Annotated in this window: 16 protein-coding genes; 7 read left to right on the forward strand and 9 right to left on the reverse strand. The window is 65.9% G+C overall.

What is annotated here, in order from left to right; all coding sequences use genetic code 11:
• Positions 1–22: 22 nt before the first annotated feature.
• The 3 genes from GVL61_RS03870 to GVL61_RS03880 form a co-directional block, all read right to left on the reverse strand.
• Complete coding sequence (locus tag GVL61_RS03870) at positions 23–1,729, reverse strand: Hsp70 family protein (RefSeq protein WP_159977162.1); 1,707 nt, start codon at positions 1,727–1,729, stop codon at positions 23–25.
• 117 nt (positions 1,730–1,846) lie between these two features.
• Positions 1,847–2,914 (reverse strand): LacI family DNA-binding transcriptional regulator, encoded by a 1,068-nt coding sequence (locus GVL61_RS03875; protein WP_159977164.1) that lies wholly within the window; start codon positions 2,912–2,914, stop codon positions 1,847–1,849.
• Between the two features lie 45 nt (positions 2,915–2,959).
• Positions 2,960–4,288, reverse strand: a complete 1,329-nt coding sequence (locus GVL61_RS03880; RefSeq protein ID WP_159977166.1) for an MFS transporter — start codon at positions 4,286–4,288, stop codon at positions 2,960–2,962.
• A 230-nt stretch (positions 4,289–4,518) separates the two neighbouring features.
• Here GVL61_RS03880 and GVL61_RS03885 point away from each other — a divergent pair, with 230 nt between their 5' ends.
• From GVL61_RS03885 to GVL61_RS03895, 3 genes are all read left to right on the forward strand, one after another.
• Positions 4,519–5,676 (forward strand): glycoside hydrolase family 68 protein, encoded by a 1,158-nt coding sequence (locus tag GVL61_RS03885; protein WP_159977168.1) that lies wholly within the window; start codon positions 4,519–4,521, stop codon positions 5,674–5,676.
• A 19-nt stretch (positions 5,677–5,695) separates the two neighbouring features.
• Entirely contained in the window at positions 5,696–6,616 is a 921-nt protein-coding gene (locus GVL61_RS03890; RefSeq protein ID WP_159977170.1) for an ROK family protein, read from the forward strand.
• Positions 6,617–6,927: 311 nt separating this feature from the next.
• On the forward strand, positions 6,928–11,733 hold the full coding sequence (locus GVL61_RS03895; protein ID WP_159977172.1) for an NAD-glutamate dehydrogenase domain-containing protein: 4,806 nt from the start codon (positions 6,928–6,930) through the stop codon (positions 11,731–11,733).
• A 48-nt stretch (positions 11,734–11,781) separates the two neighbouring features.
• Here the strand turns inward: GVL61_RS03895 and GVL61_RS03900 are convergent, their stop codons facing one another.
• A complete protein-coding gene (locus GVL61_RS03900) occupies positions 11,782–12,243 on the reverse strand; it encodes an Lrp/AsnC family transcriptional regulator (RefSeq protein WP_159977174.1) in 462 nt (153 codons plus the stop codon).
• Between the two features lie 107 nt (positions 12,244–12,350).
• Here GVL61_RS03900 and phhA point away from each other — a divergent pair, with 107 nt between their 5' ends.
• The 4 genes from phhA (at position 12,351) to maiA (ending at position 15,646) form a co-directional block, all read left to right on the forward strand.
• The gene (gene phhA, locus GVL61_RS03905; protein ID WP_159977176.1) at positions 12,351–13,208 is read left to right on the forward strand and encodes a phenylalanine 4-monooxygenase; all 858 of its coding nucleotides are present in this window, start codon (positions 12,351–12,353) and stop codon (positions 13,206–13,208) included.
• Entirely contained in the window at positions 13,205–14,302 is a 1,098-nt protein-coding gene (gene hppD / locus GVL61_RS03910) for a 4-hydroxyphenylpyruvate dioxygenase (protein ID WP_159977178.1), read from the forward strand. Before phhA ends, hppD begins: the two co-directional genes overlap by 4 nt.
• Positions 14,303–14,435: 133 nt before the next feature.
• Entirely contained in the window at positions 14,436–14,990 is a 555-nt protein-coding gene (locus tag GVL61_RS03915; RefSeq protein ID WP_235037520.1) for a VOC family protein, read from the forward strand.
• A gap of 5 nt (positions 14,991–14,995) precedes the next feature.
• Positions 14,996–15,646: a maleylacetoacetate isomerase gene (maiA, locus tag GVL61_RS03920; RefSeq protein ID WP_159977182.1), complete on the forward strand. Its 651-nt coding sequence runs from the start codon at positions 14,996–14,998 to the stop codon at positions 15,644–15,646.
• A gap of 9 nt (positions 15,647–15,655) precedes the next feature.
• Here the strand turns inward: maiA and GVL61_RS03925 are convergent, their stop codons facing one another.
• From GVL61_RS03925 to astD, 5 genes are all read right to left on the reverse strand, one after another.
• Positions 15,656–16,357, reverse strand: a complete 702-nt coding sequence (locus GVL61_RS03925; RefSeq protein ID WP_159977184.1) for an HAD family phosphatase — start codon at positions 16,355–16,357, stop codon at positions 15,656–15,658.
• A gap of 104 nt (positions 16,358–16,461) precedes the next feature.
• Complete coding sequence (locus tag GVL61_RS03930) at positions 16,462–17,724, reverse strand: N-succinylarginine dihydrolase (protein ID WP_159977185.1); 1,263 nt, start codon at positions 17,722–17,724, stop codon at positions 16,462–16,464.
• A 10-nt stretch (positions 17,725–17,734) separates the two neighbouring features.
• Positions 17,735–18,748, reverse strand: coding sequence for an arginine N-succinyltransferase (locus GVL61_RS03935; RefSeq protein ID WP_159977186.1), 1,014 nt, complete (start codon positions 18,746–18,748; stop codon positions 17,735–17,737).
• On the reverse strand, positions 18,745–19,950 hold the full coding sequence (locus GVL61_RS03940) for a hydrolase (protein WP_159977187.1): 1,206 nt from the start codon (positions 19,948–19,950) through the stop codon (positions 18,745–18,747). The genes GVL61_RS03935 and GVL61_RS03940 overlap by 4 nt, the downstream gene beginning before the upstream one ends.
• Positions 19,947–21,374, reverse strand: a complete 1,428-nt coding sequence (gene astD, locus GVL61_RS03945) for a succinylglutamate-semialdehyde dehydrogenase (RefSeq protein WP_159977189.1) — start codon at positions 21,372–21,374, stop codon at positions 19,947–19,949. The genes GVL61_RS03940 and astD overlap by 4 nt, the downstream gene beginning before the upstream one ends.
• Positions 21,375–21,376 lie beyond the last annotated feature (2 nt).

Raw genomic sequence — 21,376 nt, forward strand, 5'->3', positions numbered from 1 at the left:
GCCTTCACCTTTCGCCGCGCTGTCACAGCGGGCTGGAGGTGTCGATTTCACCCAGATGGCCGGCGAGGAAGTCGCGGGCATCGGCGATGCGGCGCGGGTCCTGGGTGTCGAGCGCGCCGGCGAACTGGGTGATCCAGTGCCCGATCATCTGGCGCATCTCGCCGATGTGATCCTCATAGGCGCGTTCGGCGCGGGCCATCAGGGCGGCGTTGCCGGCCTCCTCGCGCGGGTGGAACTTGAGCTTTGCAAGCGCGGCGCGGCGCTTTTCGATGTCCCTGGTGCCGGGCCGATCCTCCTCGTCGACGATGATGAGGTTGTGGTTTTTGCCGCTCAGCGGAACGAACACGTCGACTTCCAGCAGGCCGGAACTGTCGTAGGAGAAGCGCACTTCCGCGCTCACCTCGCCAGCAGGGCGCGGCGGCACGGGGACGGCAATCTGGCCCAGTTTGACGTTGCCCGAAACCTCGCGCGCCTCGCCCTGGTAGATGCCGAATTCGATCTGCTTCTGCCCGTCGCCCATGGTCGAATAGCTGCTGACGCGGCTGACCGGGACCGGGGTGTTGCGCTCGATGATGGGAGAGAACAATCCGCGCTGGAGCCCGCCGTAACGATCGTTCTCCGCCACTTCGATGCCCAGGGTGAAGGGGCATACGTCGGTGATGCGGATTTCCTCGAGCGCCGCGTCGCGGCCCACCAGTCCGGCCTGGATCGAGGCGCCCAGTGCCACCGCATGATCGGGATGGACCGAGGAATTGGGGAAGCGGCCGAACAGGCGGGTGATCGCCTTGCGCACCACCGGCATACGCGTGGCGCCGCCGACGAGGACCACGTCGGACAGTTCTGCCGCCTCAATGGCGCAGTCGCGCAGGGCGCGCACCACGGGATCGCGCAGGCGGCGGATCAGCGGTTCGCAGGCGGTTTCGAACTCCGCTTCGGTGACGATGGCGGAAAGGCGCGTTTCGCCGATGGTCAGCGCGAATTTGGCCTCGCTGGCGCTGCTCAGCGCGCGGCGGCAGGTTTCGGCGGCGCGCTTGAGCAGGGCTTCGCGGCGCTCGTCCGGCACGCTGGCCAGCAGGCCTTCGGGATCAACGCGGGGCTTGGCGAAAGCGGCCAGTACCTCGTCGAAATCGTCGCCGCCCAGCCGGTTGTCGCCGGCCGAGGCGCGGACCTCGACGATGCCGTCGAACATCTCGACCACGGATACGTCGAAGGTGCCGCCGCCCAGGTCGAAAACGAGGAAAGGCTCGCGGTCGCCCTTGTCCTTCAGCCCGAAGGCGAGGGCTGCGGCGGTAGGCTCGTTGATGAGGCGGCGCACCGAAAGGCCTGCGAGTTCACCCGCGCGCCGTGTGGCCTTGCGCTGGCGATCGTTGAAATAGGCTGGGACGGTGATGACCGCCTCGGTCGGCTTCTCGCCGGTTAGCGCCTCGACGTCGCGGGCGAGGGCGCCCAGGACGATGGCCGAGAGATCCTCCGGCTTGTATTCCTTGCCGGCAAGGCACGCGGTGCGCTGGGTGCCGATCATGCGCTTGAAACTGGTAGCGGTGTCCTGCGGGTGGACGGCCATGCGGTCCAGCGCCGGGGTGCCGACCCAGGCCTGCCCGTCCTTTGCGATGCTCACCGCAGAAGGGGTGAGCAGTTCGCCCAGCGCGTTGGGGACCAGCCGGGCCTCGCCGTCCTGCCAGATGGCGACGGCGCTGTTGGTCGTGCCGAGGTCGATCCCGATCAGCATCCGGGGCCACCCATTATGTTCAGAACCACACGCTTCCTCAGATTGCACCGGGACTTGAGCGTGTGACTAGCGGCATCGCGGGTGGGGGGTAAAGGGCGAAATCCTTTGGCCGGGTGTTTACCGCAGCGTGGTGCGGCGCCGGATCAGCGTGGGCGCCATCGCCAAGCTGGACGTATCCTCGCCCTCGATCCGGCTTTTCAGCTTTTCCACCATGACCCGCGCGCCGTCCCCGATCTCCTGCCGGATCGTGGTGAGCGGGGGCATGGTCTGCGCGGCCAGTGGCAAGTCGTCGAAGCCGACAATCTGGGTGTCATCGGGCACGGCTCGGCCTGTTTCATAGAGGACGCGTAGCGCCGACATGGCGATCAGGTCCGAGGCGCAGACGATCCCGTCGTAATCGAGGTCCGGCATGGCCAGCGCGGCCTTGATCTGCGGACCCATCTCGGCATTGGCGAGAGCGACGGGGATATGGGTGAGCGGCAGGCCCGCTGCCTGAGCGGCGGCGGCCGCGCCGCGGTGTCGCATCTCGATCTCGATCCCGGTGGTGTCACCCAGGAAGGCCAGGCGGCGTGCGCCCGATGCGATCAGATGCTCGGCGCTCAGGCGGCCGCCGTGTTCGTTGTCAGTGCCGACAACGCAGTGGACCTGCCCCTCGCGGTGGTTGCCCCAGACGACCAGCGGGCGATAATTGGCGGCGACCCGGTCGATGATCTTGGACTGGTCGGACTGACCGATCACCAGAACGCCGTCGACCATGCCCGATCCGGTGATGCGCTCAAGCCAGTCGGTCGTGCCGTCGGGGATGGCGCGGCTGAGCATGAGGTCGTAGCCGCTGTCGGTCAGCTGATCGGCAAGATGGCCGAGCAGGGTGAGGAAGAACGGATCGGAAATACTCTGGCGTTTTTCGTGGCCCAAGGGGATCACCACGCCGATGACGCCCGTACGCCGCGAGCGCAGCTTGCTGGCCATCTGGTTGGGGCGGAAGCCATATTGCCGGGCCAGAGCCTGGATGCGTTCGCGCGTTTCGGTGTTTACGAGCGATTTGCCTGCAAGAGCGCGTGAAACCGTACCGGCGGAAACCCCGGCAACGCGCGCGAGGTCGGCAAGTGTACGTACCTCTATTTGGGGCGCGGATGTGTCCGTACCGTTGTCTTCCCCGTTGCTCTTGCCCGACCCTGCCACCATGGGCGGAGCCTTATCACCACGATTGCGTTGCCGGAAGTAACTTGTTCAGTTAGCAACCGAGTTTCGGTTCGGCGGCCCGCCAGCGCTGACGAAACGCGTCGCCGCTGCACCCAGCAACATGAGCAATCCGGCGAGGATCAGTGCATTGCCTGCGTCTCCGCCCAGGAGCGGCGTGTAGATCAGCGGCATCGTCAGGTTCTCCAGCAGCATCGGGATCACGATGAACATGTTGAAGATGCCCATGTAGATGCCGTTGCGCGCCGGTGGGATCGAATCGGCGAGCATCACGTAAGTATTGCCCATCATGCCTGCCCAGCCCAGGCCGATCCCCACCATCAAGAGGGCCAGAACCGGGAACGAGGCGGTAAAGGGAACCGCGATCATCGCGGTGCCCGATGCGGCGAGGCAGGCGACGTGGACCGCGCGCGCGCCCAGCCGCCGCACGATGGGGATCAGCGTCAGCGCGCAGACGAAGGCAACGGCGTTGTAGATCGCCCCCAGTTGCTGCCCGGTCAGCACTGCATTGCGGAAGTTTTCGGATGCGGTGTCGACACTGCCGTAAAGCGAGCGCGAGAGGGCGAAGGCGATGTACTGCCAGTAGACCATCATCGCGTACCACTGGCAGAGCATGGCCAGGGCCAATTGGCGCATCGGGCGCGGCATCTCGGCGATGGCGGCGCGGATTTCCTCCAGCGTGGTCCGGACGGTGAGGGGCCGCGCGGCGATGACGGCGCGTTCGTCCGGGCTCAGCGGCAATTCTGGCACGCGCAGCACCGAATAGAGGATAGTCGAGATGGACAGGACCGCGCCGATCAGGAAGGCCAGTCGCACGATCTCCGGAATGCCGCTGGGTCCGAGGAGGTGGCGGTCGACGATGCCGGTAAGCAGTGAGGGTGCAAGGTAGGATGCGGTATGGGCAAGGCCGGTGAATGCGCTTTGGGTCAGGAACCCGACCGAGCGCTGATGCGGCAGGAGGCGGTCGGCGACATAAGCTCGGTAAGGCTCCATGGTCACATTGTTGCCCGCGTCCAAGACCCACAGCAGGCTCGCCGCCATCCATAGCGCCGAGGAATGGGGCATCGCGAAAAGCGCGGCCGAGCACAGCAGGGCGCCGACCAGAAAATAAGGCGTGCGGCGTCCGAGCGGGGACAGCGTGCGATCGCTCATCGCGCCGACCAAAGGCTGGACCAGCAGGCCGGTCACCGGGCCTGCGAGCCAGAGCAAGGGGATCAGCGCCTCGCTCGCGCCGAGATAGGCATAGATCGGTCCCATGTTCGCCTGCTGCAGCCCAAAACTGAACTGCAGGCCGAAGAAGCCGACGTTCATCTCGATGATGCGAATTAGCGAAAGGTGCGGCCTGGTGCCGGTCGACATTCGAAGCCCCTTTCGATTGTGCGGCCGGATGGGCCCTATAGGCAAAGCAAAGGCCCGCACAGGGACGAATGAATAAGAATCGATTGCAGGCCGTAAGGCCGCGGAAATGCCCTGAGTGCATTTACTTAAGAGGCGCTGCAGATACGGTAATTTACGGTGCATGGTGACTATGCGGCGATTGTCTGATTTTCATTTACAATGAATTACAATCGATTGTACGACGCGTGCCGATGACGCCTCCCGACGCCCTTTCCGAATCTCCCGTCACCTTGAAATGGACTGTTCAGGACCTGAACGGCCTTGCTGCCCACACGCTGCCCCATGCCCCGGTTCTGGGAATCGCTGACGTGCAGCGCGTTGCACCCGATCTCGATGTCTGGGATGCCTGGCCGCTGGCTTGCGGCAAGGGCATGCCGGTGCGCTGGCGCGGGGGAGAACTGTGGTTCGCGCTGGCCGCCCCGGCTTTCGACGATCCCGAGGCGCGGCACGGCGCCGCACGCATCCATCATTTCCACCGTATCGACGGGCGCTTCATCCATATCGGAGCGACATTCCCCGAACGTTTCACGCCCGGCAGTCGCGAGTGGTCCGGCTCGGCGCGCTACGAGGAGGGGAAGGTCACACTCTACTTTACGTCCGCCGGCATACGTGGCGAGTCGGAGCCGACGTTCCAGCAGCGCCTCTTTGCGGCGACGACGCGGCTTCTCGACGACGGGGAGAATGGCGCTGTCTTCGCAACGTGGTCGGAGCCGGTGGAACTGACTGTCCCGGTCGATCTGATCTACATGAGCCGTCACGATGCGACCGGGCAGGTCGGCGAGATCAAGGCCTTTCGTGACCCGGCGACCTGGCGCACGCCCCAAGGCGACGAATACGTTCTGTTCACCGCGTCTTCTGCCCTGCAACTGGGGCGCTATAACGGCGTCATCGGCTGCGCCCGGCGCGCGATAGGCGATACCGGCGAGTTCGAGAAACTGCGGCCGCTGATCGATGCATCGGGCGTCAACAACGAACTGGAGCGGCCTCATGTCGTTGCGTATGGCGGGCGGCTCTACCTGTTCTGGTCGACCCAGGCCAAGGTCTTCGCGCCCGGCATCGCGGCCCCGACCGGCCTCTACGGCGCCGTCGCCGACCGGATCGAGGGACCATGGCAATTGCTTAACGGGCACGGACTGGTCTTCGCCAATCCGGTTGCCGAGCCGTTCCAGGCCTATAGCTGGTGGGTCCTGCCCGACCTTTCTGTGACCAGCTTCGTGGACTACTGGGGCATAGATGACGCCGAAGCGGAGCGGAAACCGGAGGGCAGGTCGCACTTCGGTGGAACTTTCGCGCCGTTCCTGCAGTTGCGTCTGCACGGTACTAGCGCCATGCTGAAAAGCGGGCGCTGAAACGACGGGTCAGGCGAACATGCACAAGCTTGCGGGTATCGAACTGGGCGGCACCAAGACGGTGGTCGTACTCGGCCAGCCCGGCCGGATCGACGAACGTCTGGAATTTCCTACCACCGAACCGACCGAGACGCTGGAGCGCGCCATCGATGCGATCCGTAGCTGGCGTGACGACAAGCCGGTCGACGCCGTGGGCATTGCCAGCTTCGGCCCTCTGCGCGTCTCTCATGAGGCATCGGATCATGGCTTCATGCTCGATACCCCAAAGCCCGGCTGGAGCGGGGCGGCCGTGGCCGGGCCTGTCGCTGCAGCGCTTGCCTGTCCGGTCGGTCTTGATACCGACGTCAACGGCGCCGCGCTGGCCGAGCACCGCTTCGGTGCTGCACGCAACTGCGAGAGCATGGTCTATCTCACCATCGGCACCGGCCTTGGCGGCGGCGTGCTGATCTCAGGCGAACCGGCGCACGGATTGCTACACCCCGAGATCGGCCATGTGCGCCTGCGGCGCGTTCCCGGCGACGTGTTCGAGGGCGCCTGTGCCTTCCACGGCGACTGCATGGAGGGACTCGTCAGCGGTCCTGCGCTTGCGGCCCGCCTGGGCACGCATCCGTCGCGCGTTGCGGCGGACGATCCGGCCTGGGAAACGGTCGCACAGGACCTTGCCGAACTATTTGCGATGCTCGTACTTACGGTGTCTCCGCAACGTATCGTCGTGGGTGGAGGGGTTGCCGGCAAGCAGCCGCATCTCCTGCCGATGGCCATCGCCCGCATGCCCGCGCTGCTTGGTGGGTATTTGCGCGACTGCACGCGTGAGAAGCTGGCGGGCATGGTCACGCCGCCGCTTCTGGGCGATGATGCAGGTCCGATGGGCGCGCTGATTCTGGCGGCCCGCGCGCTGGAAGATCGTCGGGCCGCGGCGAGGGCGCTGGCAGGCGTCTGACCATGTTCCCCACGGTCATCTGAAACAACTTGCGCACTATTGAACTAATATTGCGCGACGCGGGAATTGTGTTACAGCCTTGGCCGATTCATCGTGCTCGTGCCCGACCCTTCGGGTCGCACCACCCGGGCCGCAGTACGGTTGTCATGATCTTCCCCGATGGCTGGGTGAATTCCTTTGCCTGATGGGTGGAGTATCGCTCCAACCGGCCTATATGGTCAAAATGCTGCAGTACCCGGCACAGGATCGGGCCCGACATAGAAGCGGGATCGACCACCAAGGCCTAAAAATCTAGGATCGCGGAGAAAGCAATGAGCGCAGGCGAACTGACCGTTTCGGGCAAGACCCGGGCTGCTGCCGACAAGGCTGGCACGAAAAAGCAGGGCGCCAAGGCGGCCGCCACTGCTCGTAAACCCTCCGAATTGCACGATGCGATCGTCGAAGAAGTGCGCGGTGCGCTGCTTCCCGGCGACGGCCCCGACGATTCTGCGCCCGACGGCTCACCCGAGGGGGGCGGCTGGATCGACGAGGCCGCACGGTTCCTGCTGGCGGCGGCGGCACAGCGCAATGTCGGTCAGCCGGTGATCGAGCTTGCCTCCGCAAGCGAGGAGCGGCGCCTGCTGCGCATCGCGCTGGTCAACGACGACATGCCTTTCCTGGTCGATTCGGTTGCCGCGGCGATTGCCGAGGCGGGCCTCGTGATTGATCGCCTCGTCCACCCGGTGGTGCCGGTGCTGCGCGATGCCAAGGGTAAGCTGACCGGCCTGCCGGGCGATCCGGCGGAAGCGACGGGCCGCGAATCGATGATCTACGTCGAGACCGCGCGCATCGATGCCCGCCAACGCCGCGAATTGCTGCGCTCGCTGGAAACCACGCTGGCCGACGTGCGCGCGGCCGTGGCCGACTGGCCGCAGATGGTCGAGACGATGCTTGCCGATGCCGAGCGGATCGACAAGGCTGGGACCGACAAGGAAGGCGCGGAATTGCTGCGCTGGTTCGCCGGCGGGATGCTGACCCAGCTTGGCCACGTCACCCGCACGCGGGACGGGGCGCGTTCGGATCGCCTTGGCGTATGCCGGATCGACGATGAGGATGTCCTTTCCGACATCAGCTACACCCGTGCTTTCGAGGCTTTCGACGCCGCACTGGCACAGGGTAGCATTCATGCGCCGATGGCGATCAAGGCGAACCGCATCGCTACCGTGCACCGCCGCGTGCCGATCGACCTGTTCCTGGTGCCGGTGATCGAAGAGGGCAAGGTTACCGCGCTTTCCGTCCATGTCGGCATGTGGACCAGCGCCGCGCTGGCCGCCACGCCGGACCGGGTGCCGCGCCTTCGCGGACAGCTGGCAGCCTTCTCGCAGCGTCTCGAACTCGATCCGACCGGGCACACCGGCAAGGCCCTGGCCCATGCACTGACCAGCCTGCCGCATGATCTGGTCATGGGACTGGGCGAGGCGGACGTCGAACGCCTGGCAATGACGATGACGGGCCTTGTAGACCGTCCGCGGCCGCGCCTGCTGATCACCCGCTCGCCGCTGATGCGCCATGTCTTCGCTTTCGTGTGGCTGCCGCGCGACATGCTCTCCACCCAGATGCAGCGCCGCATCCAGGGAATGATCGAGGAGGCCGCACAGGCCCCCACGCTCGACTGGAGCCTGCAGGTCGAAGCCGGCAATCTGGCCATGCTGCGCTACACCCTCGACGTGCGCGAGGGGAACCACGAGCCGTCCGAAGCCGATCTCGACCATGCCCTCCAGGTCATCCTGCGCGGCTGGACCGAGGCCGTCGAAGCAGCGCTGGCGCCCTCGTTGGAGCCGGGCCGCGCGGCTGCGGTCGCCGGGCGTTATGCCGAAGCCTTCCCGATGGGCTATCGCAGCGACTACGGCCCGGCCGAGGCGGCGATCGACATTGCCCACTTGCGCCGCATTTCCGTGAGCGAGGCTGCCGGCGGCAACCGCGACGTGCGCCTCCACGCGCGGGATGACGATGGGGCCGGCCAGTTGCGCCTCAAGATCTATCAGTCCGAAGGCAGCCTGCCGCTGTCCGATGCGGTGCCGGCGCTGGAAAACTTCGGTTTCCGCGTGCTGGGCGAAGTGCCCACCGCGCTCGACAAGGGCAAGCTGGGTACGATCCACGACTTCACGCTGGAACTGCAGGGCGGCCGCCCGGTGCATGAAGTTCTCGAACTGGCACCGATGATCGAAGACGCGCTGCGCGCCGTGCTCAACGGAGGCGGCGAGAACGACGCCTTCAACCGGCTCGTGCCCGGCCTCGGTTTGAACAGCATCGAGGCCAACTGGCTGCGCGCCTGGTATCGCTATTTGCGTCAGGCGGCCATGCACTTCGGCATCCCCACCGTTGTCGACGCGCTTCAGGGCGCGCCGGCGGTGACGCGCGGGATCGTCGACCTTTTCGTGGCGATCCATGAACCTGCCTTCGGCGGCGATCGCGTTCTTGCCCGCAAGGATGCCGAGGAAGCGATCCGCACCGGGCTCGCCGCCGTCGGCGCCATCAACGACGACCGTTTGCTGCGCGCCTTCCGCGACATCGTGCTGGCCATGCTGCGCACAAATGCCTTTGCTGCGGCGGGCCATGTCGCGCTGGCCTTCAAGTTCGATTCCGCACTTGTTCCCGGCCTGCCCAAGCCCGTGCCGTGGCGCGAGATCTTCGTCTATTCGCAGCGCGTCGAGGGCATCCACCTGCGCGCCGGACCCATCGCGCGCGGCGGGCTGCGGTGGTCCGACCGACGCGACGATTTCCGCGTCGAAATCCTTGGCCTGATGAAGGCGCAGCGCGTCAAGAACGCGGTCATCGTGCCGACCGGCGCCAAGGGCGGCTTTTATCCCAAGCTGCTGCCCGATCCCTCTCGCGACCGCGCCGCATGGGCCGCCGAGGGGCAGGGCTCCTACGAGGTTTTCGTCGACACCCTGCTGTCGATCACCGACAACATCGTGGCTGATAAGGTGGTCCATCCCGAAGGCGTGACCGTCCTCGACGGCGAGGACCCGTACTTCGTGGTCGCCGCCGACAAGGGCACGGCGAAGTTCTCCGACGTTGCCAACGGCATAGCCGAGGGCCGCGACTTCTGGCTCGACGATGCTTTCGCGAGCGGCGGCTCCAATGGCTACGATCACAAGGCCATGGGCATCACCGCCAAGGGCGCCTGGCTTTCGGTGCGGCGCCACTTCCTGGAAATGGGCGTGGACGTGCAGGCCGATCCGGTCCGCGTCGTCGGTTGCGGTGACATGTCGGGCGACGTGTTCGGCAACGGCATGCTGCTGTCCAGGTCGCTGAAGCTGGTTGCTGCGTTTGACCACCGTCACATCTTCCTCGATCCCGATCCCGATGCGGCGAAAAGCTGGGAGGAACGCCAGCGCCTGTTCGACCTGCCGGTTTCCAGCTGGAACGATTATGACAAGGCGCTGATCTCGAAGGGAGGCGGGGTATTCCCGCGCAGCCTCAAGTCCATCCCGCTGAGCGAAGAAGCCCGCGCCGTGCTGGGCATCGGTGCGAGCGAGATCGACCCCGATTCGCTGATCACCGCGATCCTGTGTTCGCCGGTTGACCTGTTGTGGTTCGGCGGCATCGGTACGTATGTGAAAGCTTCCGCCGAAAACAACGTGCAGGTGGGCGATCCCACCAACGACGGCCTGCGCGTCAGCGGCAACGAACTGCGCGTCAAGGTCGTGGGCGAAGGTGCCAATCTGGGTGTGACCCAGGCCGGGCGCATCGAATTCGCCGATCGCGGTGGGCGCATCAACGCCGACTTCATCGACAATTCGGCCGGGGTCGACTGCTCGGACAACGAGGTCAACATCAAGATCGCGCTGGCCGCTGCCAAGCGCGCAGGCAAGCTGTCCGAGCCGCAGCGCGTTGAACTGCTGCGTTCGATGACCGACGAAGTCGGCGCGCTGGTGCTGGAGGACAACCGCCTTCAGGCGCTGGCCCTCTCGATCGCACAGCGCGGCGGAGCGCAAGTCATGCCTTCGCATATCCGCCTGATTGAAACGATGGAGGAGGGCGGCCACCTTGACCGCCGCACCGAAGGGCTGGCCGACAACGATGTGTTGGCGCGCCGCGCGCAGGACGGGCGCGGGCTGACCCGCCCCGAACTGGCGGTGCTGCTGTCCAGCGGCAAGCTGGTGCTGCAGGCCGCGATCGAGGGCAGCGACCTCCCCGCCGATCCTACCCTGTCGGACATGCTGATCGCCACCTTCCCGCAGGCCATGCAGAAGAAGTACGCGCGCTTCATCAAGGGCCACCGCCTGGCGAACGAGATCATCGCCACCAAGCTGGCCAACCGTATCGTCAACCGCCTTGGCATCGTCACCCCGTTCGAACTGGCCGAGGAAGAAGGCGCCACCCTCGCGCAGATCGCTGCTGCCTTCGCGCTGGCGGAACAGTTGTTCGGGCTGGACGCGCTGTGGGAGCAGCTTGAAATCGCCCCCATGGCGGAGACTGCACGTGTGGCGCTGTTCGAAATGGTGGCCAACGCGGCGCGCGGTCATATGGCCGACCTGCTGCGCGCAGGCGCGGGCCGGGTCGCTCCGTCCGAACTGGCGGCGCGTCTGGAGAAGGGCATCGCCGCCCTCTCCACCGACACCGTCGAACTGCTGGGTGAGCGTACGCTGGCACATTCGCGCAAGCTGCGTGCAGGCCTTACCGATCTCGGTGCGCCTGAGGAGGTGGCCGCGCAAGTGGCGAACCTGTTCGACCTCGACGGCGCCGTGGGCATCGCCGCACTGGCGAGCGAGACGGGCATTGCCCCGCGCAAGCTGGTCACCGCCTTCACCCGTATCGGCGCGGGGCTGGGCCTTGACTGGGCGCAGGCGAGCGCTGCGATGATGAGCCCGTCGGATCCGTGGGAGCGCCTGCTGGTGGCGGGCCTTGCGCGCGATTTCCAGCAGATGCGCCTCGACTTCCTGCGCACCATCGCGCGGACCAAGGCGGGTAAGAGCGATCCGCTCGCCGCCACCGAGGAATGGGGCCGCGACCATCTGGGCGCGCTCGAAAACTTCCGTGCGATCGTGCACCGGGCGGAGAATTCAGTGGCGGTCAGTCCGGCCATGCTCGCGCAGATCGCCAGCCAGGCGCGCAACCTGCTGGCACGTTAAACAGACCCTGCCCCCTCCTCCGGTGAGGAGGGGGCTACCCTGCGCCGCTCAATCCAGCGGCACGGGCTGCGTTTCCTTAACCGTTTCCAGCACGATGATCGACTTCACATCGCGCACCCCCGGAATGCGCAGCAGCGTGCGCAGCGTAATCTGCGAAAGATGCTCCACGTTGCGCGCGATCACCCGCACCAGATAATCCATGTCGCCGGTCACCGCGTGGCAGGCGATGACGTGGGGGTTCTCGGCGATGGCCTGCTCGAACCGGGCGATGTTCTCGTCGATGTGGGCGTTGAGGTTTATGAGGACATAGGCTTCCAGCTCGAAGCCCAGCTTGCGCGGGTCCAGCACCGGAGCATAGCCGCGGATCACGCCTTCGTCTTCCAGCCGCTTGATCCTGCGGCTGACCGGGGTTGCCGATAGCGCCGCACGCTCGGCCACTTGCGCTACCGGCATGCGCGCATCTTCACGCAGGGCAGCGATGATCTTGCGGTCGAATTCGTCCAGCTGCACGGATCGCCTCCAGAATGGTATTAGCTTGGTGGATTCCACCAATACCATGCTTCCAGCTCTGCACAATCGCAGGGAACTGAAGCCGGGGCTGTAGTATTGTCCTTTTCATGAAGAAGCCCTGCACCCAGACATCAAGCAGTGGCCTTCGAGGAGAGTACGAAGGCGCGGCCGACGATTACACCGTCGGGCAGGATTGGCACGCCTACACCCCGCAAATGCACGAACGCTGGCGCCGCCTGTTCGCGCGCCAGTCCGCGCTGGTGGAAACCCACGCCTGCGCCGCGTTCCGCGAAGGACTGGCGCGGCTGGACTGCGCGCAGGGCATTCCCCGTTTCGAGGACGCCAATGTCATTCTGGGTGCCGCCACGGGCTGGCAGCTTGTCACGGTTCCGGGCTTCATCCCGGACGCGGTCTTCTTCGATCATCTGGCCCACCGCCGCTTCCCGGTAACCCGCTGGCTGCGCGAGGAACATGAGCTGGACTACCTTGTTGAGCCCGACGTGTTCCACGATTTCTTCGGACACGTGCCGATGCTGCTCAACCCGGCGATCGCCGATTTCCTTGAGCTTTACGGCAAGGCCGGCGCGCGGGCGATGGAGATGGACGCGCTGGACATGCTGGCGCGTATCTACTGGTACACCATCGAATTCGGCCTCGTGCGTGAAGAGGGCGGCCTGAAGGTCTTCGGCGCCGGCATCATCTCGTCCTCGGGCGAAACGCGCTTTTCGATCGAGGACGCAGGCGTCCTGCGCCTGCCGTTCGACGCCGTGCGGGTGATGCGTACCGGCTACATGATCGATAGCTTCCAGAAGACCTACTTCGTCCTCGAAAGCCTGCCGCAGCTGATCGAGGCGCTGGTGCATCTCGATTTCGGCCCCGTCTACGAAACATGGCGCGCCCACGCGCCGCTGCCCGCCGGCACAGCGCTGCCGGGCGAGACCCCCATCGCTGGAGAACCCGCATGACCGACCTGTTCGACAACCCCATCGGCCTGGACGGCTTCGAATTTGTAGAGTTCTCCGCGCCCGAAAAGGGCCTGCTGGAACCCGTGTTTACCGCGATGGGCTTCACCAAGATCGCTCGCCATCGTTCCAAGGACGTTGAACTGTGGCGGCAGGGCGCGATCAACTTCATCACGAATTACGAGCCGCATAGCCCCGCATGGTATTTCAGCCGCGAACATGGCCCCTCGGCCTGCGGCATGGGCTTTCGCGTAACCGATGCGCGCGCCGCCTACGCCGAACTGCTCGCCCGCTCGGCCGAGCCGGTGATGGTCGGAACCGGGCCGATGGAACTGCACCTTCCCGGCATTCGCGGCATCGGCAATTCGATCATTTACCTGATCGACCGCTATGAAAAGGACGGCAACGGCGCCCTGTCGATCTACGACATCGATTTCGAATACCTGCCCGGCGTCGACCGACACCCCGTGGGCGCGGGGTTTGCCGAGATCGATCACCTGACGCACAACGTCTACGGCGGGCGCATGGCCTACTGGGCGGACTTCTACGAGAAACTCTTCAACTTCCGCGAGATCCGCTACTTCGACATCAAGGGCGAGTATACGGGCCTCACCAGCAAGGCGCTGACCGCGCCCGACGGCAAGATCCGCATCCCGCTCAATGAGGAAAAGGACGGCGGCAAGGGCCAGATCGACGAATTCCTGCGCGCCTTCAATGGCGAGGGCATCCAGCATATCGCGCTGATCTGCGACGATCTCGTCGCCGCATGGGACCGCCTCAAGGCTCTGGGCGTGCCGTTCATGACCGCGCCGCCGGAAACCTACTACGAGATGCTGGCCGAACGCCTCCCCGGCCACGGCGAGCCGGTCGACGAACTGAAGGCGCGCGGCATTCTGCTCGACGGCACCGTCGAAGACGGCCGCCCGCGCCTGCTGCTCCAGATATTCGCCGAGGCGCGGGTGGGGCCGGTGTTCTTCGAATTCATCCAGCGCAAGGGCGACGACGGCTTCGGCAACGGCAATTTCAAAGCCCTGTTCGAAAGCATGGAGCGTGACCAGGTTCGGCGCGGCGTACTGAAGGTGGAGCCGGCGGAGTGACCGCAAGGTCGGGTCCGGCGATGATTTAGACCGGCGCGTCACAAAGGGGGTTGCTACCTACCCCCTGAGCCGCTCATGCTGAGTTTGTCGAAGCACGAGCGGCGCCAGGCGCCCCGGCACGACGGGAGAGAAGATGATGCAACAAGCTCCAAACCTGGGCGGCATCCACCATGTGGCCTATCGCTGCCGTGATGCGAAGGAGACGGTCACGTTCTATCGCGATGTAATGGGCATGGATTTCATGCTCGCCATCGCCGAGGATACGGTGCCCTCCACCGGCGCGCCTGACCCGTACATGCACGTCTTCCTCGACTGCGGCGGCGGCAACGTGCTGGCCTTTTTCGAATTGCCGGGTGCCCCCGAAATGGGCCGCGACGAGGCGACCCCGGCCTGGGTCCAGCATATCGCCTTCAAGGTGGAAAGCGAAGCGGACCTGCTCGCCGCCAAGGCCCGCGCCGAGGCGGCCGGACTGGAAGTCATCGGACCCACGCATCACGGCGTGTTCAAGTCGGTCTACTTTTTCGATCCCAACGGCCACCGGCTGGAACTGGCCTGGCAGTTCGGCACGGCGGACCAGATGGCCAGCCTCAAGGCGGTGGCGCTCGACATGCTCGATGAATGGGCGGTGACCCGGAAGGCCCCGCGCCACGCCGCCTGGCTCCACGAAAAGATCGCGGCGGAAAGCTGAGTGCGATGGGCGCGCCGCTCCGCCTCCATGGCTATCATCGCAGTTCCACCAGCTACCGGGTGCGCATTGCCCTGAACCTCAAACGGCTGGGCTATGACATCGTGCCGGTGAACCTGCTGGCCCGCGAACAGCGCAGCGAACCGTTCCGCGCTCGCAATCCCTTCGCGGGAGTGCCGACGCTGGAGGCGGACGGCGTGGTGATGGCCCAGTCGATGGCGATCCTCGAATGGCTGGACGAGCGCTTTCCCGAGCGGCCGCTGCTGCCCGCCGGCATCGCCGACCGGTTTGCCGCCCGGGAACTGGCGATGGGAATCGCCACTGAATTGCACGCTCCGCTGAACGGGCCAGTGCTTGAATACCTCAAGCTGGACCTCGGGCATGCTCAGGCGGAAGTCGACATCTGGTATTGGCACTGGCTGGAAAAGACCCTGACCGCCGTGGAAGCACGTCTGGCGCAGCGCCGGACTGGTGATTTCCTGTTCGATGCACCGGGCTATTTCGAATGCGTGTTGGTCCCGCAGCTATACAACGCGCGCCGTTTCGCGTTCGACCTTGCGGCTTACCCGCATGTGACGCGGATTGAGGCAGCGTGTCTGATGGACCCGGCGTTCGTTGCCGCTCACCCGGATAATCAGCCTGATTCTCCTGCGGGATGATCCCGAGTTTCAGCTCTTGGTAGGGGCCAGCAGCAGGTCGCGCAGGGCTGAGAGGCTGGGCAGGATTTCCGCAGCCACCAGTATCTGCTCTTCGGTCGCGGGCAGCATGTCGGGCACCATGACGGTAGCGATCCCGGCAGCGGTGGACGACCGCACTCCGGCGTAACTATCCTCTACTGCCACGCAATTACCGGGATCGATGCCCAGCAGCCGTGCCGTCAGCAGGTAAGGTTCAGGGTGAGGCTTGGCGTTGGTAACGTCGCTGCGGGTGACCACAACGTCGAAATAATGCAGCAGCCCAGCCTTTTCGAGCCGCTCCTGCGCCTTTCCGCCCATTGTGGAGGTGCATAGTGCCAGCGGCACGCCGGCATCACGGAAATGGTCGAGGATGGCCCGCGCACCGGGACGCAGCGGCAGTCCGGCATCAATGGCGGCTTCGAACAATACATCGGAATCGGCATAGAACTGGGCCAGCGGGAAGTGCGGGCCGAGTCTTTCGGCCAGCATGATCTCGTTCGCATCTCTGCTGACGCCGATCATGGCTTCCAGAACGTCCCCCGGCACAGGCGATCCAAGCGCGGCCCCGGTCTCTTCGAAGGCGCGGTGCTGGGCGGCTTCGGTTGCAAGCAGGGTGCCGTCCATATCGAAGATGACAGCACGGATTGGATCGGGAAGCGCGGACGAACGGGCGGGACGAGGTAAAGTGGCCATGGTCTCAATATGAAGACTGTTTGTGGAGGGACCATTGCAAAAAGATGCATGGCGGTCCGGTTTTGCGCATTTTGCGGGAATTGCCGCTTGGTTCGAGCCTTGGCTCAGAACGACGCTCGGTCTAGCTCCGATAAGCCCAGTTCGGCGCAAAGGGCTGCCCGCGCTTCAAGGCAGGCGCGCCAGAGGGCGGGGTCGGACAGGTCCTCCACGGCGATTCGTTCGGGCCAGAGGCGCGCGACCAGGCCCTCGATGCGGTCCAGCTTTCCCGGCGTGGCGATGAAGCGCGGGTTGACCGCGTCCGGGTCTGCCACCACGCGCAGGCGCAGGCAGGCGGGGCCGCCGCCGTTGGCCATGCTTTCGCGTAGGTCATGGACAAAGAGGTGGCGGATCGGACCGTTTCCGGCGACGTGCGCTTCCAGCCATTGCCAAACCGCGGGCGTTTCGCGTGCTTCGCCGGGCAGCACCAGCGCCATTTCGCCGGACGGCAGCGTCACCAGTTGCGCGTTGAACAGGTAGGAACTGATCGCATCGGCCAGGCTGACCGCAGCGGCGGGGACTTCGACGATCTCGATCTCGGGCAGCTTTTCGCGAAGCTGCGTATAGAGCGCCTCGCGGTCGGCGAAGGCGAGTTCGTGGGTGAAAAGCACGCGCTCGTTGGCGACGGCGACCACGTCGTTGTGGAAGGCGCCGGCGGCGATGGCCTCGTCCGACTGGCGCGCGAAGACGGTGCGTTCGGGGGTGAGGCGGTGGATGCGGGCGACCGCCTCGCTGGCCTCGCGGTGCTGGCGCGCGGGGAAAGGGCCGCCAGCCACGCCGTAGACGAAGACCTCGACGCCCGGCGAGGCATGTCCGGCACAAAGGCGCATGTGGTTGGCAGCGCCCTCGTCTCCGAAGGGCGGCGGGACCGGGGCGTGGACGGCGAAGTGCTCGGAGTTTGCGAAGGCGATTTGCAGCTGCGCCAGCGTCTCGCGCCATTCGTGGCTGCGGTGGGGCATCGTGGCGAGATTGGCGACCGTCAGGTGGCAGCGCCCGTCCGCGCTATCCGGCGCGGGTGAGACGGTAGCGGCATTGGCTGCCCACATCGACGAGGCTGACAGGGCATTGGCGCGCAGGGTGGGGCTGGCATCCTCCACCGTCGTGCCGAGCAGGTTCAGCCATGCCTCGTCCGGGCGACGCTGGGGCAGGAAAAGGCCCTGCGGCAGCCCGCGCTCCAGATTGGCACGCATCTTGGCGAGGCCCTGCAAGGCCGCCGCGCGGGGCGCCGAGACTTTGCCGAAGTTCTTCGCCGAGGCGAGATTGCCAAGGCTCAAGCCGGCGTAGTTGTGGCTGGGGCCGACGATGCCGTCGAAGTTGATTTCGGTGAGCATGACGTCTCTTTCAGGCCGGTGCGTAAGTGATCGTATCGCCCGGACCGACGCCGAGCAGGGCGGCGGCATCCTCGTCCAGCGTCATGCCGTCTTCCGTGATCTGGCCAAGGCAGGCGCGGAAATCGGCCAGTCGTCCCGTCGCGATCAGGTGCGTGGCCTCGCCTCGGCTGGCCGGGCCAATCGCGCCGATCGACGCCGTTCGCGCGGCTTGCACCGTGCGGATCTGGTCGGTGCGGGCGATCATGGTCGGGCCGCCGTCGAAGATGTCGACGTAGTTCTGGAAGGCAAAGCCCTCGCTCTCCAGCATCCGCATCGCGGGTCGGCCGGAGTAGTGCGGCTGACCCATCACCTGCCGCGCGCCTTCGGAAAGCAGCGCGGTATAAATGGGGTGCTTGGGCATCAGGTCGGCGATGAACTGGTTGCCGTGGGTGCCGTTGAACTCGTCCGCATCGCGAAAGCTCATGTCGAAGAAGCGGCCCGCAAGGCCGTCCCAGAACGGAGAGTTTCCGGCATCGTCGATGGCGCCGCGCAGTTCGGCGAGAGTCATGTCGCCGAAGCGGTCGCGGTGGGCGGCGATGAACAGATAGCGGCTGCGTGCCAGCAGCTTGCCCACGCCTGCCGAGCGTTCGGTGGCGTCGAGGTATAACCCGCCGACTTCGCTGGCGCCGTCGAGATCGGTGCACAGGGTGAGCATCTCGGCGCGGAAGGTGCGGTCCAGTTCTTTGGAATGCTGGGTGATGCGGCCGATGCGGTAGGAGTAGAACGGCAGTTCGGTGCCGACCTGAGAAAACGCCTGACAGGTGCCGCGCACTTTGCCGTCAGCCGTGTCTTCGAGGATGAAAACGAACAGGTCGTTGGCGATCTGGCCGTCGTCGCGCGCGAAGCTTCTGGCGGCACGCTCCAGCTTTGCCTGAAGAGTGGGCCGGTCGGGCGGCAGGTTGGTGAAGCCGCCGCCGGTGCCCTTGGCCATGCGGTAGAGCGATTCGAGATCCCGTTCCTGAGCGGTTCTGAGCAGGAAGGTCATGCTGCAGGCACCCCGTAACGGTCGAGGCGGTGCATCACCAGTGCGGTCAGGCGAGCGCGGGCATCGAGCGAACTGGCGATCATGAACTCCTGCGGCGAATGGATGGAGCCGCCCAGCGCGCCCATCGTGTCGAGGACGGGAACACCGCAGGCGGCGATGTTGTTGCCGTCACACACGCCGCCGGTATCCTGCCAGCGCATCGGCTGGCCGAGATCGGTGGCGGCTTTGCTGACGAGGCCGAACAGCGCTTCGGTACGCGGCGTGATCGGCTTGGGTGGGCGTGAGACATGGCCGTGGATCTGGATCTGCACCTCATGCGCGGCGCTGACTGCGGCCACCGCCTCGTCGATCAGGGCGCGGGCGATTTCGGCAAGTTCGGGCGTGCGGGGGCGCAGGTTGAAGTGCAGGATCGCGAGGTCCGGCACGGTATTGTTGGGCGCGCCGCCCTCGATCCGGGCGAGGTTGATCGACAGCCCCTCGCGCACCCCGGCGGCGAGGCGCATCGCTAGGTCGCTGGCGGCGACAAGGGCGTTGCGGCCGTCCTGCGGGTTACGTCCGGCGTGCGCGGAGCGGCCGGTGACGACAGCCGAATAGTTGCCCGATCCGGGGCGGGCGCGGGCCATGGAGCCGTCGGGCAGGGCGGGTTCGTAGGTCAGCGCCGCAAGCTTGCCCTGCGCCAACTGCGCGATCAGCGCGGCGGAGGACAGCGAGCCGGTTTCCTCGTCGCTGTTGATGAGGACATCGTAGCCGAGCGTTGGCGCGGCCTGTTCGTAGGCGGCAAGCCCGGCCAGCATCAGCGAGAGACCGCCTTTCATGTCCGCGGTGCCGGGGCCGTTCAGGGTGTCTTCGTCCGCCCAGACGCAGGTCTGGAAGGGGTGCTCGCGCGAATAGACGGTGTCCATGTGGCCGGTCAGGATTACCCGGCGTTCTGCAGCGGGGCGGACCGAGAGGACAAGGTGGCGGCCGTGGCCGACTTCGTGAAGCTGGCCCCTGCCGTCGACCTTTTCGACCGGGGCGGCATCAACCAGTCGCACTTCGCCCGGAAGCTGTGCGAAGGCGTCGGCAAGATATCCGGCCATCGCGGCGAGGCCGTCCAGATTGCCGGTGCCGCTGTTGATCGACGCCCATTCCAGCGTGCGCGAGAGGATGGGCGCCCGCTCTACCGGCGCGATGAGGCCCTGTTCTTCGCTGGTGAGGCTCATTCGCGCAATTTTCCTGCAAGGGCGCCGCTATTGCCGCTGGTATCCGCCGCTTCGAAACTGGCAACCGGATAGGCGCAGTAATCGGCGGCGTAGTAGGCGCTGGGGCGGTGGTTGCCGCTTTCGCCCAGGCCGCCGAAGGGCATCGAACCGGCGGCGCCCGTGGTTGGACGGTTGCGGTTGACCACTCCGGCGCGGCCCTCGACGAGGAAGCGCTGCCACAGCGCATCGTCGGCGCTGATGAGGCCGGCGGAGAGGCCGAAGCGGGTATTGTTGGCGGCTTCGATGGCGGCGTCGAAGTCCGGCACACGGCTGACCTGCAGGACGGGGGCGAAGATTTCCTCGTCGGGGACGAAGGTGCCGGTGACGTCCAGCATGGCGGGGCTCACGAAGGCGCCCGAGCGGCCCTTCACCCCGTTCAGCGGCCGGATGACTTTCGCGCCGCGCTCGACCAGTCCGGCGAAACGCGCCTTTGCGACTTCGGCGGCGGCATCGGAGATCAGCGGGCCAATCCACGGTTCGGGCGTTTCGTTCCAGGCTCCGATGACGATGCGGTCAGCGAGCTGGGCAACGGCGTCCACCAGCGCGGTGCCGAAGGCGTTGTCGGGCACGATCAGCCGCCGGGCGCAGGAACAGCGCTGGCCGGTGGTGATGAAGCCCGACTGGACGACGACCGATGCGGCCTCTTCCACGTCCTCAGAATCCCATGCGATCAAGGGGTTGTTGCCGCCCAGTTCGAGGGCGAGGATTACGTCGGGCCGGTCTGCGAAGATACGCCGGAAGTGTGCGCCCGCGCCTGCCGAGCCGGTGAACAGCAAGCCGTCGATGTGCCCGGAAACCAGCGCTTCGCCCGTTTCGCGCGCGCCCTGAATGCACTGAAATACCCCTGCGGGTACATTGGCGTCCTCCAGAGCCTCCTTCCAGCACTCGGCCATTGCCGCGCCGGTTGCGGGGGTCATCTCGGAGGGCTTGAACACCACCGTGTTGCCCGCGATCAGGGCGGGGACGATGTGGCCGTTAGGAAGATGGCCGGGGAAGTTGAACGGACCCAGCACCGCCATCACCCCGTGCGGGCGGTGGCGCAGCACGGCCTGTCCGAAGGGCATGGCGTTTTGCTTGTCACCGGCGCGCTCCGCCTGAGCGGCGATCGACAGGCCGACCTTACCGATCATCGAGGCGACTTCACTGCGGGTTTCCCACAGCGGCTTGCCGGTTTCGCGCGCGATGATTTGCGCGATGGCGTCCTTGCGGGCCTCCAGCGCGGCCTTGTAGCGTTCTGCCACTGCGACCCGCGCGGATACCGGCAGGGCGGCCCAGGCGGGGAAGGCCTTGCGCGCGCGCAGGAGAGCGGCGGAGACGGCTTCCGGTCCGGCGGTCTCGCCTTCCCACACCGTTTCACCGGTGGCGGGATCGAAGGACTGCAGCATGG

The sequence above is a fragment of the Novosphingobium sp. 18050 genome, assembly GCF_902706195.1.
Classification (GTDB): domain Bacteria; phylum Pseudomonadota; class Alphaproteobacteria; order Sphingomonadales; family Sphingomonadaceae; genus Novosphingobium.